At 35.8% G+C, this 15,800-nt stretch carries 16 protein-coding genes; 5 read left to right on the top strand and 11 right to left on the bottom strand.

All coding sequences use genetic code 11. The features are described from left to right. Window positions 1-46: 46 nt before the first annotated feature. Genes hisIE through hisG form a run of 8 tightly spaced genes read right to left on the bottom strand, consistent with a single transcriptional unit; the run spans window position 47 to window position 7,114 of the window. Window positions 47-658, bottom strand: coding sequence for a bifunctional phosphoribosyl-AMP cyclohydrolase/phosphoribosyl-ATP diphosphatase HisIE (gene hisIE, locus KO527_RS14900; protein ID WP_216041073.1), 612 nt, complete (start codon window positions 656-658; stop codon window positions 47-49). Beyond that, entirely contained in the window at window positions 652-1,428 is a 777-nt protein-coding gene (gene hisF, locus KO527_RS14895; RefSeq protein ID WP_216041072.1) for an imidazole glycerol phosphate synthase subunit HisF, read from the bottom strand. The genes hisIE and hisF overlap by 7 nt, the downstream gene beginning before the upstream one ends. Further along, window positions 1,421-2,143, bottom strand: coding sequence for a 1-(5-phosphoribosyl)-5-[(5-phosphoribosylamino)methylideneamino]imidazole-4-carboxamide isomerase (gene hisA, locus KO527_RS14890; RefSeq protein ID WP_216041071.1), 723 nt, complete (start codon window positions 2,141-2,143; stop codon window positions 1,421-1,423). Before hisA ends, hisF begins: the two co-directional genes overlap by 8 nt. A 12-nt stretch (window positions 2,144-2,155) precedes the next feature. After that, on the bottom strand, window positions 2,156-2,746 hold the full coding sequence (gene hisH, locus KO527_RS14885; RefSeq protein WP_216041070.1) for an imidazole glycerol phosphate synthase subunit HisH: 591 nt from the start codon (window positions 2,744-2,746) through the stop codon (window positions 2,156-2,158). 10 nt (window positions 2,747-2,756) lie between these two features. Beyond that, a complete protein-coding gene (gene hisB / locus KO527_RS14880) occupies window positions 2,757-3,818 on the bottom strand; it encodes a bifunctional histidinol-phosphatase/imidazoleglycerol-phosphate dehydratase HisB (RefSeq protein WP_216041069.1) in 1,062 nt (353 codons plus the stop codon). Between the two features lie 2 nt (window positions 3,819-3,820). Beyond that, a complete protein-coding gene (hisC, locus tag KO527_RS14875; protein ID WP_216041068.1) occupies window positions 3,821-4,915 on the bottom strand; it encodes a histidinol-phosphate transaminase in 1,095 nt (364 codons plus the stop codon). After that, window positions 4,915-6,210 (bottom strand): histidinol dehydrogenase, encoded by a 1,296-nt coding sequence (hisD, locus tag KO527_RS14870; RefSeq protein ID WP_216041067.1) that lies wholly within the window; start codon window positions 6,208-6,210, stop codon window positions 4,915-4,917. The genes hisC and hisD overlap by 1 nt, the downstream gene beginning before the upstream one ends. Window positions 6,211-6,214: 4 nt before the next feature. Beyond that, on the bottom strand, window positions 6,215-7,114 hold the full coding sequence (gene hisG, locus KO527_RS14865) for an ATP phosphoribosyltransferase (RefSeq protein ID WP_216041066.1): 900 nt from the start codon (window positions 7,112-7,114) through the stop codon (window positions 6,215-6,217). A gap of 387 nt (window positions 7,115-7,501) precedes the next feature. Between hisG and KO527_RS14860 the strand changes: the two genes are divergently transcribed. The 4 genes from KO527_RS14860 to KO527_RS14845 all read left to right on the top strand — a co-directional run bounded on the left by KO527_RS14860 (window position 7,502) and on the right by KO527_RS14845 (window position 10,931). Beyond that, complete coding sequence (locus tag KO527_RS14860) at window positions 7,502-7,720, top strand: hypothetical protein (protein WP_216041065.1); 219 nt, start codon at window positions 7,502-7,504, stop codon at window positions 7,718-7,720. A gap of 115 nt (window positions 7,721-7,835) precedes the next feature. Further along, complete coding sequence (locus KO527_RS14855; protein WP_216041064.1) at window positions 7,836-9,779, top strand: ATP-dependent DNA helicase; 1,944 nt, start codon at window positions 7,836-7,838, stop codon at window positions 9,777-9,779. Between the two features lie 43 nt (window positions 9,780-9,822). Then, window positions 9,823-10,515: a tRNA (adenosine(37)-N6)-threonylcarbamoyltransferase complex dimerization subunit type 1 TsaB gene (gene tsaB / locus KO527_RS14850; RefSeq protein ID WP_216041063.1), complete on the top strand. Its 693-nt coding sequence runs from the start codon at window positions 9,823-9,825 to the stop codon at window positions 10,513-10,515. A 71-nt stretch (window positions 10,516-10,586) separates the two neighbouring features. After that, entirely contained in the window at window positions 10,587-10,931 is a 345-nt protein-coding gene (locus KO527_RS14845; RefSeq protein WP_216041062.1) for a hypothetical protein, read from the top strand. 37 nt (window positions 10,932-10,968) lie between these two features. Here KO527_RS14845 and KO527_RS14840 read toward each other — a convergent pair whose 3' ends face one another. Together KO527_RS14840 and gloB are read right to left on the bottom strand one after the other, a co-directional pair. Continuing rightward, complete coding sequence (locus KO527_RS14840) at window positions 10,969-12,561, bottom strand: LysM peptidoglycan-binding domain-containing protein (protein WP_216041061.1); 1,593 nt, start codon at window positions 12,559-12,561, stop codon at window positions 10,969-10,971. A 134-nt stretch (window positions 12,562-12,695) separates the two neighbouring features. Further along, window positions 12,696-13,463 carry a hydroxyacylglutathione hydrolase gene (gene gloB, locus KO527_RS14835; RefSeq protein WP_216041060.1) on the bottom strand — a complete coding sequence of 256 codons (768 nt, stop codon included), beginning with the start codon at window positions 13,461-13,463 and terminating at the stop codon, window positions 12,696-12,698. 107 nt (window positions 13,464-13,570) lie between these two features. On the opposite strand from gloB, the gene KO527_RS14830 reads away from it, so the two are divergent. After that, window positions 13,571-14,314: a methyltransferase domain-containing protein gene (locus KO527_RS14830; protein WP_216041059.1), complete on the top strand. Its 744-nt coding sequence runs from the start codon at window positions 13,571-13,573 to the stop codon at window positions 14,312-14,314. Window positions 14,315-14,413: 99 nt separating this feature from the next. Here the strand turns inward: KO527_RS14830 and KO527_RS14825 are convergent, their stop codons facing one another. Then, window positions 14,414-15,721 carry an alkaline phosphatase gene (locus KO527_RS14825; protein WP_216041058.1) on the bottom strand — a complete coding sequence of 436 codons (1,308 nt, stop codon included), beginning with the start codon at window positions 15,719-15,721 and terminating at the stop codon, window positions 14,414-14,416. Window positions 15,722-15,800 lie beyond the last annotated feature (79 nt).

Raw genomic sequence — 15,800 nt, 5'->3', positions numbered from 1 at the left:
AGGCATCAAACTTGATGCCTTTTTTGATTTTAATCACAAGATAATACTATTTATGACGTTGCTCGAGCACTTTCACTACTTGACTAATATCAGTTTCACTTCGTTGCAGTAGCACCAATAAATGATATAACAAATCTGCCGATTCATTCTTTAATTCATCAATATCTTGTTTTACTGCTGCAAGGGCGACTTCTACACCTTCTTCACCTACTTTTTGGGCACTTCTGCTAATATCTTTGGCAAATAATGAGGCTGTATAGCTTTCCTTTGGATCGTCATTTTTTCGTTGGGATATGACTTGGTTAAGTTGTGCAATAAACGCAAGATCTGGTTTTGCATTTTCAAAACAACTCTGGGTACCTAAATGACACGTTGGACCTTTTGGTTCAGCTAATATTAAAATAGAATCAAAATCACAATCTGTGTGCACTTCTTTCACTATAAGATAATTATCTGATGATTCACCTTTTGTCCATAACCTTTGTTTTGAACGACTGTAGAAAGTCACCATATTACAGTCTAATGTTTTTTCCATCGCTTCATAGTTCATAAATCCTTGCATTAAAATGATGCCAGTATTTTTATCTTGAACAATTGCTGGAATAAGTTCACTTTTTGAAAAATCTATTTCTTTTATATTATTTGTATTTATTAACATAATCTTGTCGCTATTTTATTTTGAGCTAAATATTGTTTAAGTTCAGGAATTTTTATAATGTCTTTGTGAAAAACACTGGCAGCCAGTGCACCATCAACACTGGCTTGCTCAAAAACATTTTTAAAATCAGCCATTGAACCTGCACCACCTGAGGCTATGATAGGTAAAGAACAAATGTTGCGTACTTTATTCAATTGTTCAATATCATAACCATTGCGAACACCATCTTGATTCATGCAGTTAAGCACAATTTCACCAGCACCTAATTCTTGTACTTTTTTTACCCAGTCTAATGTTTTATATCGTGTTCTACTTGTGGCATTTGGATCGCCAGTGAGCTGATAAACAAGGTATTCGTTAGTTTTTTCATCATAAAAGCTATCTATACCTACAACAACACATTGCTTGCCAAATTCATCATGTAATTCTTTGATAAGTTCAGGTCTGGCAATTGCCGGACTATTAATACTTATTTTATCTGCACCTTGTTTTAAAACACGGGCAGCATCTGATACAGATTTAATACCACCGGCAACACAAAATGGAATATCTATATTTTTTGCTATGGTTTCCACCCAAGTTAAATCTAATAAGCGTTTTTCTACACTGGCACTGATCTCATAAAATACCAGTTCATCAGCACCAGCATCACTATAAGCTTTGGCTAAATCTAATATTTCGCCAACGACTTCATGGCTTTTGAACTTAACACCTTTAACAACTTGGCCATTTTTTACATCTAAGCAAGGAATTATGCGTTTGCTAAGCATCTATTGCCTCCTCAACGGTAAACGCGTTATCTAATAATGATTTGCCTAAAATAATACCCGATACACCAAGTTCATTGAGTTTTTTGATATCTTCAAGAGAGCTTACACCGCCTGATGCTTGTACTTTTATCTGAGGAAACTCGTTTAACAGATCTTCATATAAGGCAAATGAAGGTCCAGTCATAGTGCCATCCTTACTTATGTCCGTACATAGGAAGTCAGTAATACCGATAGACAAGTAAAAAGCAACTAACTCAGATAGACTATACTTAGATGCCTCTAACCAACCATGTGTTGCTGGTAACCAGCCCGAATCTGTCTTATTTACATCTAATGCAATCACAAAGTGTTTTGCGCCAAACTTGTTGATCCATTCGCTGACTTCTTGGCGTTTCTCTACAGCCATAGAGCCAATCACTACTTGGGATGCTCCTGCGTCTAGCCAAGTGGAGATATCCGATTCGCTTCGTATGCCGCCGCCGATTTGAAAAGGTACTTTGAGCTCTTTTAATGCGTTTTGAATATGTTGCCATTGTTTTTTACTCGGATCACGTGCACCTTCTAAATCAACCAAATGTAATTGTTTAGCCCCTGATTGGGCATATTCTTTTAGGCGCTCTGACAGTTCAAACGGGTAAAATTGCGCAGTATCATATTTACCTTGGTATAAACGCACGATTTTGTTTTGTAATACATCTAAAGCTGGAATAATCATTTTTTTATAAACCTAAATCTGCCAATCTAAAAAGTTTTGTAATAAGCGTGCGCCAACTTTAGCTGAGCGCTCCGGGTGAAATTGCATCCCAGCGATATTGTCTTGCGCCACTATGGCTGAAAATTCTTGACCATATTGGGTTGAGGCTAACGTACAGTCATTTACTTGATGCGCAAAACTATGGACAAAGTAAACCTGATCATCACTAGACACTCCTTTTGTTAAAGCGTGAGGCCTAAGAACATTCAGATTGTTCCACCCCATATGTGGACTTGTCAGTTGACCAACTTCAAGTTGTGATACATTACCTTTAATTTTACCGAGCGTGTTTACATTACCTTCTGATGAATGCTCACATAATAATTGCATTCCTAAGCAAATACCCATAATAGGTCTTTCAAAGGTATTGATTGCTTCAAGCCAACCGCCTGATATTAACCGATCCATAGCAACAGAAGCGTGACCAACACCGGGTAAAATAATACGTTCAGCAGATTTAACTTGATCCACATCTGTAATAATATTAGGTGTGATACCTAAACGCTCAAAGGCAAATCTGACGGAATTTATATTGGCACATCCCGTATCTATAATTGCTAACACTGACATCTCCTTACAAACACCCTTTAGAACTGGCTAAGCTTTGGCTTTTATCTTGTGTTATTGCCATACGTAATGCTCTAGCAAATACCTTAAATAAACCTTCTACTTGGTGGTGGCAATTACCATCACTGACGCTCAAAATTAAACTTAAATCGGCATTATCACTTAAGCTCTTGAAAAAATGCTCAACCATTTGTACATCTAAATCCCCCGTTTTCTTTCTGCTAAAATTAGCATTTAAAACAAATGAAGCGCGACCTGATAAATCAATTTGGGCTTGTGCTAAACATTCGTCCATAGGAAGGGCAAAGCCATATCGTGCTATCTGAGATTTAGTGCCTAATGCTTTTTTAAGTGCTTTACCTAAAGCGATGCCGATATCTTCTACTAAGTGATGCTCATCTATATGTAAGTCACCTTTAGCTTGGATATCTAACATAAAGTTACCATGGGTTTTGATTTGATCTAACATATGATCAAAAAACCCTAAACCAGTACTAATGCTACCTTTTGCAGACTCATCTAAGTTTAACTTAACAGAAATCTGTGTTTCTTTAGTATCTCGGCTGATACTTGCTTGGCGGTTTAAAGTCGTTAATTGGGTCACTATTTTTTGCCAATCACCATCATATAAAATGCCTTCACAGCATAGGTTTTTAGCAAGACCAATATCAGTCTCTCTATCACCAATGACATAAGATTTAGCTAAATCTACTTTGCCAGATTGCATTAAGCTGGTTAGTAATCCTGTTTTAGGTTTTCTGCAATCACAATTTTGTTCATCAAAATGTGGGCATATTAATACTGACTCAAAAGAAATGCCTTGAGTGGTAAAAATCTCCATCATTTTATCTTGCGCAAGATCAAAATCAGCAGTCGGAAAGCTATCTGTGCCTAAACCATCTTGGTTTGATACCATGACTAAGGTATATCCAGCTTGTTGCAGTTGTAGCAAAGCAGTAATGACACCCGGTTCTAGCTTAACTTTGGCTAGCGTATCCACTTGTTTATCTTCAATTGGTTCATCAATTAAAGTACCGTCACGATCTATGAATAAATATGGTTTCTGCATGATTATCTCTTACTGCTTAAATTGTTATTATTTATGGTATCAAGCCAAATTTTTACTTGAGCTAGCTCTGAATTACTGCCTATGCTTATTCTTAACCAAGTGTCACTTTCAAATAAATTAAAAGGGCGCATGATCAATCCCATTTCACTCGCTACTTGAATATATGCTGCGCTTGTTAGTTTTAAAGTTACAAAATTACCTGACCCACTTAGAACTTGTTCCACTTGAGGAGAAGTATCAAGCCAATCTGTCAGTTCACATTTGAGTTTATTTAAAATATTGACCTGTCGACGCATGCTAGTAATAGCGTCATTCTCTAGGGCATTTTTTGCAATAGTTGCGACAACGGTTGACACAGGATAGGGCGCTATGACCTTTTTCATCGCTGCTAAAATGGTTGTTGAAGCTAAAGTGAAGCCACATCTTAGCCCTGCTAATGCAAATGCTTTAGATAAGGTACGTAAAACAACGATATTTGTTATTTCATTGATTAGTTTTGTACTTGAATAATCACTACAAAATTCTATGTAAGCTTCATCAACAACTAAAATAGTATTGCTTGGTAGTGCATCTGATAATGCCTGTATTCTTTTGGTATCTACTAAAGCACCTGTCGGATTATTTGGGTTACAAATAAATACTAATTTTGAATCACCAATTTTTTCGACTAATTGCGCTATTGAATCTGACTGTAAATCCAATTGTGATAGCGCATTCAAACCAATATTGTGACTTTGTGCACTGACTTTATACATGCCATAAGTAGGTAAAAATAATGCGATACTGTCTTTACCTGGTTCACAGAAAGTACGAATTAATAACTCAATGCCTTCATCTGCACCACGGGTCATTAAAACTTGGTTTGTATTTACTTGAGCATAATTTGCATAACGAAAAATCACATTTTCAGGCTGAGGCTCTGGATAGCGATTTAAATCATCAGCACTAATCGTGATATTTTTTGCATAAGGGTTTTCATTGGCATTTAACCAAGTTGACCCTGTCAGCTTTTCACTTTTTGCCGAGCTGTATGCAGTTAACTGCGCAATATATTCAGGTAATAACCCAGATGTTTGATTTGGTTTTACATCAGACATTAGCCTTCTCCTTGTTCTAGTCTAATGCTCACCGCTTTTGCGTGTGCATCTAACCCTTCTGCTTTTGCTATGGGTAATATCGCTTTAGATAAATCAGTTAAACCTTGCTTAGTAATTGTTTGCACTGTGTATGTACGGTAAAAGTCTAATAAATTTAAACTAGAGCAAACTTTCGAATAACCATAAGTGGGTAATACGTGATTAGTACCTGATGCATAGTCACCTGCAGATTCAGGGCTATAGTCACCTACAAATACTGAACCTGCATTTTTAACGAGCGGTAAATACGGCTCACAAGAACCTAATTGCAATATTAAGTGCTCCGGACCATAGTTTGCAGAGACTTCAAAAGCCTGCTCAATTGAATTAACTAAAATAAAAGCCGAGTTTTCAAGTGCAGCCCTTGCTGTTTCAGCTCTGGAAAGTGTTTTGAGTTGCTGGCTTAATGCAACTTTAGTTTTTTCAATTATTTGTTCGCAATTTGATACTAAAACAACCTGAGAGTCAGCTCCGTGTTCTGCTTGAGATAACAAGTCAGCAGCAATAAAGTCAGGGTTAGCTCTTTGATCTGCAATAATCAATACTTCAGATGGGCCAGCAGGCATATCAATCGCTAATCCTGGTACTTGTTGTGATACCAGTTGTTTTGCCATAGTGACAAATGCATTGCCTGGTCCAAAAATCTTATTTACTTTAGGAATACTTTGGGTGCCAAATGCCATCGCTGCAATTGCACCTGCACCACCTGATTTTAAAATGGTTTTAATACCGCATAATTTTGCTGCATATAAAATTGCAGGATTTAATTTATCTTCATTTTTTACCGGTGTTGCCAATACGACTGTTTTTGCACCACTTAATTGGGCCAGTACACCTTGCATTAATACAGATGAAGGTAATGGTGCACTGCCACCGGGTACATAAATACCAACAGATTCGATTGCTTGATACTTAAGTTCACATAAAACACCTGGGATAGTTTCTAACATGACATCTTTAGGTTGCTGTATTGTGTGAAAAGCTAAAATATTTTTATATGCACTTTCAATCGCTTGTTTTAACTCGATTGATATCAAAGATTCTGACTGTTCAATATCACCAGCAGATACTAATAAATCAAGCTCTGAGACATTATCAAACTTTTGTGCCAATTTAATAAGTGCTTCATCGCCTTGTTCCTTTACTTGAGCTAAAATCGCTTGTGTCGCCGATTTAATATCAGTGCTTATGGCAATAGCAGGGCGCTGTAAAATTGATTCCTGTGAAGCAGTTGTTTCCTCATTCCACTTAAACACGTGCTTACTCCATCATCTTTTCAATAGGCATCACTAATATAGAGCTAGCACCTAATGCTTTTAAAGATTCCATGGTTTCCCAGAATAGTGTTTCTTGACTCACCATGTGCAAGGCAACAAGCTCATCAGAACCCGCAAGGGATAGCATGGTCGGCTGACCTGTACCTGGTAATAAATCACATATTTCTTTTAGACGAGTCTTTGGTGCGTGCAACATAATATATTTGCTTTCTTTAGCTTGTTTAACGGCTTTTAATCGAGGTAATAACTTTTCAATTAAGGCTGTTTTGTTAGGGCAATCTAATGCTGGGTTTTGGATTAAGCAGGCATATGACTCCATAATAGTTTCGCCTTGTCTTAATCCGTTTGCTTCTAGCGTTGCACCAGTAGATACAAGATCACAAATTGCATCAGCAAGACCAGCACGAGGAGCAACTTCAACTGAGCCAGATAAATTTACTAAACTAGCGTTGATGTTTTCTCTTTTTAAATATTGGCTTAAAATTGCAGGGTAAGTTGTGGCAATTTTTTTATTTTGGAACCAGTTAGTATCAACTTCTCCGAGTTCTTGTGGCCAAGCAAGTGCTAAGCGGCAATAACCAAAATCAAGTTGAGCTAGTTTCTTTGTTTGAAATGGTAAAGACTGTTGTTCACGCTCAGCTTGCATTTCAACTAATTCATTTTCACCTACGATGCCTAAGTCACATACGCCATCCATTACTAAACCTGGGATATCGTTGTGGCGAACACGTAAAATATCAATAGGCATATTAGTTGAGTGCGCAATTAACTTTTGCTCTCTGAGATTTAGTTTAATACCGAGTTGTTTAAATAAGTTTTGGCAGTCAGTTGAAAGTCTGCCTGATTTTTGAATTGCGATGCGTAAACGTGTTGTATCTGTCATTCTCATTTCCCGTTAATTTTTAGTCTTTGTTAAGCTATTTGTAAAAAATTTTGGGGCTTAAAACTAAAAACCCCGAGGAGACCTCGGGGCGAAAATGAATGTTTGATTTTTATTCGCCTCGGGTTCCTTTTAGGAATACCCTTCCAGCGAAAACCTGAAAGGCTATTCGTTCATATGATGATGGTGAATAATGTTCAGGTTTATTAAAAGCATAATTTTTCCAATTTAATTTAGGTTAAGGATAATATTGAATAAATATTTCCTTTTTAAAGTGTTTATATAAAAACATGGAACGTAATTGTATACAAGTGTTTTTTTATGACATTTAAAGAATATGTTATTCCAGCCGATAATAAGGTTATATAAAATGTAATTATTGAGGCATATATGGATAATTTACTGCCGTTTTTACCTAGGATTGCACATATTGAACCATTAAATAAACGTTTGATTTATGTTGCAGGTATTAAAGACGCAAAAATAAAGTTTCTTAATGATCAAAATAAAGCCGTGAATGCTTATGATTCTGATCTTGTGGAAGATAAACAAGAAGCAAATAAGTCGAATAAGGGGGAAACGGGTAATAAACTTGATACTTGGGCATAAGTAAATTTACCATAAAAGAGATGTCACGTGATTTAATTATCTAAATTAATCATTTTTATCTGATATTGAACAGAAAAAATGTAAAATATGACTTCAAATCAATTTGGATAATTTCATGTCAAAAAAACTTAGTAAGGTATCATCATTTTTTGCTAAAGATGGTCCTTTATCATCCAAAGTTGATGGTTATAAGCCCCGAGATGCACAAATTGAAATGGCCTGTGCTATCGAAAGTACACTCAAAGATAAATCTCAGCTAGTAATTGAAGCAGGGACGGGTATAGGTAAAACATTTGCTTATCTAGTACCTGCGTTAATGCATGAAAATCCACAATCAATTACAAAAATTATTATATCTACTGGTACTAAAGCCTTACAAGAACAGCTCTATCATAGAGACTTGCCCAATGTATTATCTGCATTAAAAGTTGGTAAAAAAACAGCTTTATTAAAAGGTAGGGCGAATTATTTATGCCCAATGAGGCTAAATCAGCATATTTCTCATGTGCCAACAGATGATCCTGATGTACTACATCAACTTGCCATGGTTGCAAAATTTGCGAGTGATACACAATCAGGAGATATGGCAGATTGTATTGGCATCGAAGAAGGGGCAAAAGTGCTGCCTTATGTCACTTCAACATCTGATAACTGTCTAGGGCAAACATGTCCTGATTATGAAGATTGTTATATTAAAAAAGCACGTATGAAAGCGATGGAAGCCGATGTAATTGTTGTTAATCATCATTTGTTTTTTGCTGATATGTCGGTTAAAGACAGTGGGTTTGCAGAATTAATGCCGCAAGCCGATGGTTATATTTTTGATGAAGCACATCAGTTATCAGAAATTGCCAGTAATTACTTTGGTCAAAGTGTCAGTACTCGTGCTTTGTTAGCACTTATAAAAGATTTACGTTTAATATACCGTTCTGAATTATTTGATATGATCCAATTAGGTAAAGCGATTGATAAGTTAGAGTCAAGTTTAAAAGACTTTAGGCTTGAATTTCCGATTGGTTCTGGCAGAGGTGATTGGTGCCAGATATTAAAACATTCAGGCGTTAAATTTGCCGCAGAACGCATTATTAATGATATTACTTTCTTATATCAAGTGATCAAACTTGCGCTTGAAAGAAGCACAAAAATAGAACATTGTTTTGAGCGCTGTATTGCATTTAAAGCGTTATTGGAGCTGATGTTTGATACCAGTGATAAAGGCCTGAGTTATTGGTTTGAAACAACCCGAATGCATGTCAGTATTAATATTACTCCGCTTGATGTTGCTGAAAAGTTCAATGCTTTAATGAATAAATTAGATTCGTCATGGGTTTTTACATCAGCGACTTTATCTGTAGATGAGTCATTATCACACTTTAACGCCTCTTTAGGTTTACAACCCAAGCAAAGTTTAATTGTACAAAGTCCATTTGATTATCAAAAACAAGCACTGCTTTGTTTACCAAGGTATTTACCTGAAGTTAACTCGCAGGATATGGCACATGCTTTAGTAAAGGTTTCAAAACACTTAATTGAAGCCGCAAAAGGGCGTTGTTTTATTTTGTTTACTAGCTATAGAATGATGGAGTTAGTGGCACAAGGTATTGCATCTTCAGTGCCATATCCTATTTTAGTTCAAGGCCAAACGTCAAAACGCATTTTGCTTGAAAAATTTGTACATCATGGCAATTCTGTTTTGCTAGGTACAGCTTCTTTTTGGGAAGGGGTTGATGTTAGAGGTAGTACGCTAAGTTGTGTTATTATTGATAAGCTGCCGTTTATCGCGCCAGATGATCCTTTATTACAAGCCAAAATGAAAGCATGTAAACAGGTAGGGCAAGACCCTTTTGCAAAAATTCAGCTACCTCAAGCTGTGATCACATTAAAACAAGGTGTGGGCAGGTTAATTAGAGACCATACTGATAAAGGCGTATTAGTTATTTGTGATAATAGATTGGTAACTAAGCATTATGGAGAGACTTTTCTTGCTAGTTTACCTAAAATGACACGTACAAGAGATTTAAATAAAGCAGCTGAGTTTTTAGCTCAGATCCCAAATTAGAATGTTATTTATACAGAATTAAGATTAAAGTGAGAATAAATTAATGAGTTTAAAAATACTCGCTCTAGATGCGGCAACTGAATCACTTTCAGCTGCAATATCAGCAGATAGTAATAATGTGAGCGTGAGCCATTTTGAAGTATGCCCGCAAGAACACAGTCAAAAAATATTACCATTGGTTGAGTCTTTACTAACAGAAGATAATATAAAACTAAAAGATCTGGATGTCATTGCTTTTGGCCGTGGACCAGGAAGTTTTACGGGTGTTAGGATCAGTGTTGCCATTACACAAGGCTTAGCATTTTCAGCAAATATCCCTGTTATTGGCATTTCAACGTTACAAACGATGGCGCAACAAGCAATTGATGAAACGGGTGCTAAAAATGTATATGCAGCGATAGATGCTCGTATGTCTGAGGTTTATTTTGCACATTACCGTGCAGACGAAGATGGCATAGCCACACTGATAGATAAAGAAATTGTTATAAAGCCCGAGCTATTAACATTAGACAGTGAAGAGGCTGTTGCGGTAGGCACTGGCTTTGAAACTTATTCAAGTTTACACCAAGCTGATAATATAAAATTTTTAACTGATATTATTTTACCTAATGCGAAGTATATGTTGAAAATTGCAACCCAGTTACATGGAAAAGGTGAATGTGTCAGTGCATCACAAGCACAACCTATGTATGTGCGTGATACGGTAACTTGGCAAAAATTGCCAGGGAAAGAGTAGTTTTTCGAACTTATTGCAGTTTGGATTAATACTAAAATAATAATGTTAAAATCATTAAAAATTAGGTTTAAATGTCTATCATAAATGGGTTCAGTACTGGGTTGGATGGTTTAGTATACGCTAAGCCACTAAGCGTACAACTAGATAGTAATGCGGCTAAAAACCAAGCTGAGCAAACATTGTTTGCTCAGCGTATTGCCGATACAAAAAATTCGAATGAAACAAATACAAGTTATATCAATAGTAAGGAAGCGATAAAAGTATTTGAAACGAATTTGAAAAATGAAAAGTCTAGCACCATTTATGATCAGCCTGATCATAAAACAAGCAATGCAATTGCCGCATATAATGCATTAGCCCATCAAGAACGTAGAAATGAAGTACAAAGTTTAATAGGAATTGATACTTATGCTTAAAGTTTCAACATCCATGTTGAAACCTCTAAAGCGAAATTTAGGTCTTTTTAACATCCACAAGTAACTTGAGTTTTTGACCTGGCTGCAAGTATTTATTTTTACTAATTTTATTCCATTTAATGATTTCAGAAATTGAAACATTAAATTTATTGGCTATTCTTGCAAGCGAATCACCGCTTCTTACTTTGTACGTAATTGTTCTATTAACCGTTTTTAATCCACTTTTAGGCGTTTTATTTTTATAAACTAATAGCTTTTGCCCTGGCTTTATCATGGCGCTGGTTTTTAATTTATTCCATTTGCTTAGCTGTTGAATTGTAACGCCTTGCGAATGACTGATGTCCCAGAGTGTATCGCCTTTACGTACAATATAAGTGCTTTTTTCTTGAGTTTTCTTAGCTGAGCCTTTAGAGGCGAGTTTCATCTGCCTAGATAAGTTTTTATTATCAATTTGACCATTACTTAGTGGCACAAACAATTGTTGCCCTAGTCTGATCATATTTGAATCTAACTTATTTAAAGTTTTTATCGAATCAGTACTGGTACTAAACTTATTAGCGATTACAGATAAACTATCACCTTTTTGAACTTGATATCTTTGCCATCTGATGCGATCTTTTAAGCTTGTTTTAGCTAAACTTTTGGTGAACCCTTCAATTTTGTCTATTGGTAGTAATAAGCTATGAGGTCCATCAGGATCTGTTGCCCAACGATTAAATGCTGGGTTCAAGCGATATAGCTCTGTAATGTTAATGTCAGCCATTTGTGCTGCAAGTGCTAAATCAATTTGTGAACCAATATCAACACTGTCAATGACTTGTGCGTTGACAATTTTTTTCCAAGTAACATTAAATTCTTTTTGATTTTTAAGTAGATCTGCCAAAGCTAATAGTTTTGGCACATAGGCGGTTGTTTCTGCCGGTAAATCTAAAGACCAAAAATCGGTTGGTAAATGCTTTTTACGATTTTTCTTTATTGCTCTCGATACGCGTCCTTCACCTGAGTTATATGCAGCAATTGCATTTAACCAATCACCTTCTAATGTTTTATGAAGATATGATAAATAATCTAATGCTGCGCGTGTAGATTGCACTATGTCTCTACGGCCGTCATACCACCAGTTTTGTTTTAAATCAAAACGCTCGCCTGTCACTGGCATAAATTGCCAGATACCGGAAGCACTTCTATGAGAGTAGCCAAAAGGATCAAATGCACTTTCTACAATGGGTAGTAAGGCAAGTTCAATAGGCATTTGCCTTTTTTCTACTTCTTCAACTATGTAATATAGATAAGGTGCACCGCGTGTTGAGATCCTATCTAAATATCTTTGATGTTTCGCATAATAATTTCTTTCTGTAACAACTGCACGGTTTTGTGGCACAGGTATTGATAGCTGATAATTAATTCGCTCCCACACGTCATCAAATATCGGAGTAGGCTCAAGTTCAACTTCTGCAGAATTGTCGCCCTGAAGCGCTAATAGCGTTAAAGCATCTACAACATCATTAGGTTGTGCTGTTGCATGTTTGGCAGGCTGTTGTACTTGGATTAACTGACTGTTATCAGTATCTGTGATTTGACAGCCCGCTAGCATAAGCGCTGCAAAACCAATAATATGTGGTTTATTCATTTTATAGTTTTATTAAATTTTTATGAAGGATACAAAATTACACAGATAGTACCTTTTCTATCTGTGTGGCTCAAGTATTCATATGGGGACGCAGGGGTTGTGTGTTAGTTTGCTCAGTTAATCAAATTTTCAAATTAGAAATTATCTTTATATGACCGAATGTTAGCTAAATTTGATTCAGGTTTATTAGCCGATATTTTATATTCATCTGGGATCGAGAAACAATTTTTGTTGTCTAAACTTTTTAAATATGGATTGATTTTCAATTCTTGTTCAATCGTAGAAGGCAGAGTGACAATTTTATTTTCTCTTTTTATCTCAATAATGTTTTTGTAATCTTTAAGTACTAAGTTTTGAGGGTCTACTTCTTGCGCAAATTCGACATTAGCTAACGTATACTCATGAGTACAGTAGACTTTAGTGTTTTTATTTAATTGCGCAATCTTAGTTAGTGAATCAAACATTTGCTTGGGTGTGCCTTCAAATAGTCTGCCACATCCAGCGCTAAAGAGGGTATCACCACAAAATAATGTATCTTCATTATAATAACAGATATGATCTAACGTATGCCCAGGTGTTGATAATATATTAAATGACTGACCTAAAATATTAATTAAATCATCTTGTTTTAATGTGATATCTGAATCATTAAAAACACTATTTTGTGGGCCGTATATTATAATGTCAGGATAAAGTTGTTTTAATTTTTTAACGCCATCAGTGTGGTCCCAATGATGATGGGTAATTAATATGCCTTTAAGCACAAGGTTGTTATCACTGATATAGTTGAGTACGGGTTCTGATTGACCAGGATCTACAACATACACTGACTTAGAGTCATCTTTAGTAATTGCCCAGATATAATTATCTGAAAATGCATGAATTGGGTATATATTCAACATATAGTATCGATTTTTTATTTAACCTGCTTTAATTATTACAATATATCAGATAAGTTAAAGTCTCATCTAGCGTTAAATTTCTATAAATAATATCGGGAGACACATCATTGAAACCGGCATTAAGTTTTCAAGACGCACCAAAACCACAAAATTGGCAGGACTTCCCTCATGGGGATTATTTACAACAAGAAATAGAAAAGAAAATATCTCAGTGGCTACCTAGAGTGTTTGGCTATCATTTTTTGAAATTAGGTGATTTAAGTGGGCAGTTAAATACGCAGGCCTGTTGTATAAAACATCAAATTTGTGTCGCTCCAGAGTGTAATCGTGCGGGAGTCTTAGCTGAAGTAGATGAATTACCTTTTATGGCACATTCTGTTGATGGCTGCTTACTGAGTCACTGTTTAGAATACTACAGCGATCCGCATCATATCTTACGCGAAACACAAAGAGTATTACTCCCTGGTGGTTATATTATTTTAACGGGATTTAATCCATTTAGTTTATGTGGCATGGCGAGGCTTTTGCCATTTAGTCGACAAAAATTACCTTGGAGTGGTCGTTTTTTTACGCCTGCAAGAGTTAAAGATTGGCTGAACTTATTAGGTTTTGAAGTAATAAAAGACGAACGTTTTATATATTCTTCATTAGCGAGGGGTAGTCGTTTATCACGGTTTGGTCCATGGCAAAACTTTTGCCAACAATATTTAAAACCCATGGGCAGTGTTTATATGCTGGTGGCCCGTAAAAGAGTCACTCCTTTAACGCCTATTAAACCTAAATGGCATGCGAGACCACACTTTGCACCGGTTGCTAAAGAGGTGAGTGTGCAAAGAGGCAATATAAAATAAAGGTGTCTTGTCCTGAAATGTGTTTACACATTTCAGGACAAGACAGTGACTTAAAAAGGCAGATTGAGATACGCATTCTGCCTTTTTAATATCTATGGATTAACCTTTAATAAATTTGATTAATTGCTTTGCGATATCGGTATTGTTTAGATTGCCAGTAAAGTGTTCTGCGCCTTTACCGTAAGAAAATACTTGTACATCCATGGCTGTATGGCCATTTGTAGTCCAGCCTGTATAAGTTCTAGCATTAATCACTTCTTTTACTGCGATAAATAAGCTTGCTTCATCTGAACTTTTTGCTGTGTTAAGAGATGTTGCTTCGTGATCTGATAATGGTGTACTTGAATATTTATTCCACTCTTGGTTTAGGTTTGAGTTTTTGAAAAGTTTTTTACTGAGTTTTCTTGCGCTCACTTTAAAGTCTTTAACTTTCTGAGCTTCCCATTTATATTTATGATTTGCACCGATAGTTAGTCCACCCGTTGAGTGATCTGCTGTTACTACTAAAATAGTATCTGGGTTGTTATCAACGTACTGTTTAGCAATTTCAATTGAATTAGCAAAATCGTGCATTTCTGCCATCGCACAGGTGATATCATTATTATGACCACACCAATCAATTTGACTGCCTTCAATCATCATGAAAAATCCTTTATCAGATTGATTGTCGATTAATTTTAATGCTTTATCTGTCATTACCTCTAGATGATTTTTAGTTGCATCTATTGCGTAAGGCAGTCCTATTTTATTAAATAATCCAATAGCTGGAATCTGCGTTATATTATTGATATTTTTTAAAGTATCGACATATTGATAGTTATTATCTACAAACTCATTTACTAAGTTTCTATCTTCACGAATAAAGTAATCAGTGCCGCCACCAAACATAAGGTCGACAGGCAATTTTCCATTTATTTTATTATCAATATAATCATTTGCGATTTCGTCGTAATTTCTGCGACTTTCGTTATGAGCTGTAAAGCTCGCTGGTGTTGCATGATTGATTTGAGAAGTGACTACAAGTGCTGTGAGCATATTTTTCTCTTTTGCCAGCTCAAGCATCGTTTTTACCGGTTTCTTGTCACTATCAACGGCAATTGCACCATTATAACTTTTAATTCCGCTACTTAACGCAGTTGCACTTGCAGCACTATCAGTAACATAGGTATCATCATCAGGATATGTACGAGCAGTGCCTGTTAATATTGTATCAAAAACAGTTTTTTCAATTTCTTGTGTATTGATATCATCATTATAATATCTGTAGGCGGTTGTATAAGCGGGTCCCATACCATCACCTATCATATAAATAATATTCTTAGGGAATTGTTTTTCAGGAGCGTTATCTAACTGAGCACATGCTGTAACAGTCAGTGCTGTAGAAACTATAATAAGTGATTTTTTCATTTTGATTAATTTGTATTTTTTTGATGCGCATATTCATAACAGAATAATAAGACTATTGGTACTTATTGCGATGAAAGTA

The organism is Pseudoalteromonas sp. C2R02, assembly GCF_018860845.1.
In the GTDB taxonomy this organism is placed as follows: domain Bacteria; phylum Pseudomonadota; class Gammaproteobacteria; order Enterobacterales; family Alteromonadaceae; genus Pseudoalteromonas.
This window is presented reverse-complemented; position numbering and strand designations above follow the sequence as displayed.

What these genes read in the sequence shown, in the direction of transcription:
- hisIE (WP_216041073.1), bottom strand. Translation starts at nt 658, where the DNA reads ATGTTAATAAATACAAATAATATAAAAGAAATAGATTTTTCAAAAAGT.
- hisF (WP_216041072.1), bottom strand. Translation starts at nt 1,428, where the DNA reads ATGCTTAGCAAACGCATAATTCCTTGCTTAGATGTAAAAAATGGCCAA.
- hisA (WP_216041071.1), bottom strand. Translation starts at nt 2,143, where the DNA reads ATGATTATTCCAGCTTTAGATGTATTACAAAACAAAATCGTGCGTTTA.
- hisB (WP_216041069.1), bottom strand. Translation starts at nt 3,818, where the DNA reads ATGCAGAAACCATATTTATTCATAGATCGTGACGGTACTTTAATTGAT.
- hisC (WP_216041068.1), bottom strand. Translation starts at nt 4,915, where the DNA reads ATGTCTGATGTAAAACCAAATCAAACATCTGGGTTATTACCTGAATAT.
- hisG (WP_216041066.1), bottom strand. Translation starts at nt 7,114, where the DNA reads ATGACAGATACAACACGTTTACGCATCGCAATTCAAAAATCAGGCAGA.
- KO527_RS14860 (WP_216041065.1), top strand. Translation starts at nt 7,502, where the DNA reads ATGGATAATTTACTGCCGTTTTTACCTAGGATTGCACATATTGAACCA.
- KO527_RS14855 (WP_216041064.1), top strand. Translation starts at nt 7,836, where the DNA reads ATGTCAAAAAAACTTAGTAAGGTATCATCATTTTTTGCTAAAGATGGT.
- tsaB (WP_216041063.1), top strand. Translation starts at nt 9,823, where the DNA reads ATGAGTTTAAAAATACTCGCTCTAGATGCGGCAACTGAATCACTTTCA.
- KO527_RS14845 (WP_216041062.1), top strand. Translation starts at nt 10,587, where the DNA reads ATGTCTATCATAAATGGGTTCAGTACTGGGTTGGATGGTTTAGTATAC.
- KO527_RS14840 (WP_216041061.1), bottom strand. Translation starts at nt 12,561, where the DNA reads ATGAATAAACCACATATTATTGGTTTTGCAGCGCTTATGCTAGCGGGC.
- gloB (WP_216041060.1), bottom strand. Translation starts at nt 13,463, where the DNA reads ATGTTGAATATATACCCAATTCATGCATTTTCAGATAATTATATCTGG.
- KO527_RS14825 (WP_216041058.1), bottom strand. Translation starts at nt 15,721, where the DNA reads ATGAAAAAATCACTTATTATAGTTTCTACAGCACTGACTGTTACAGCA.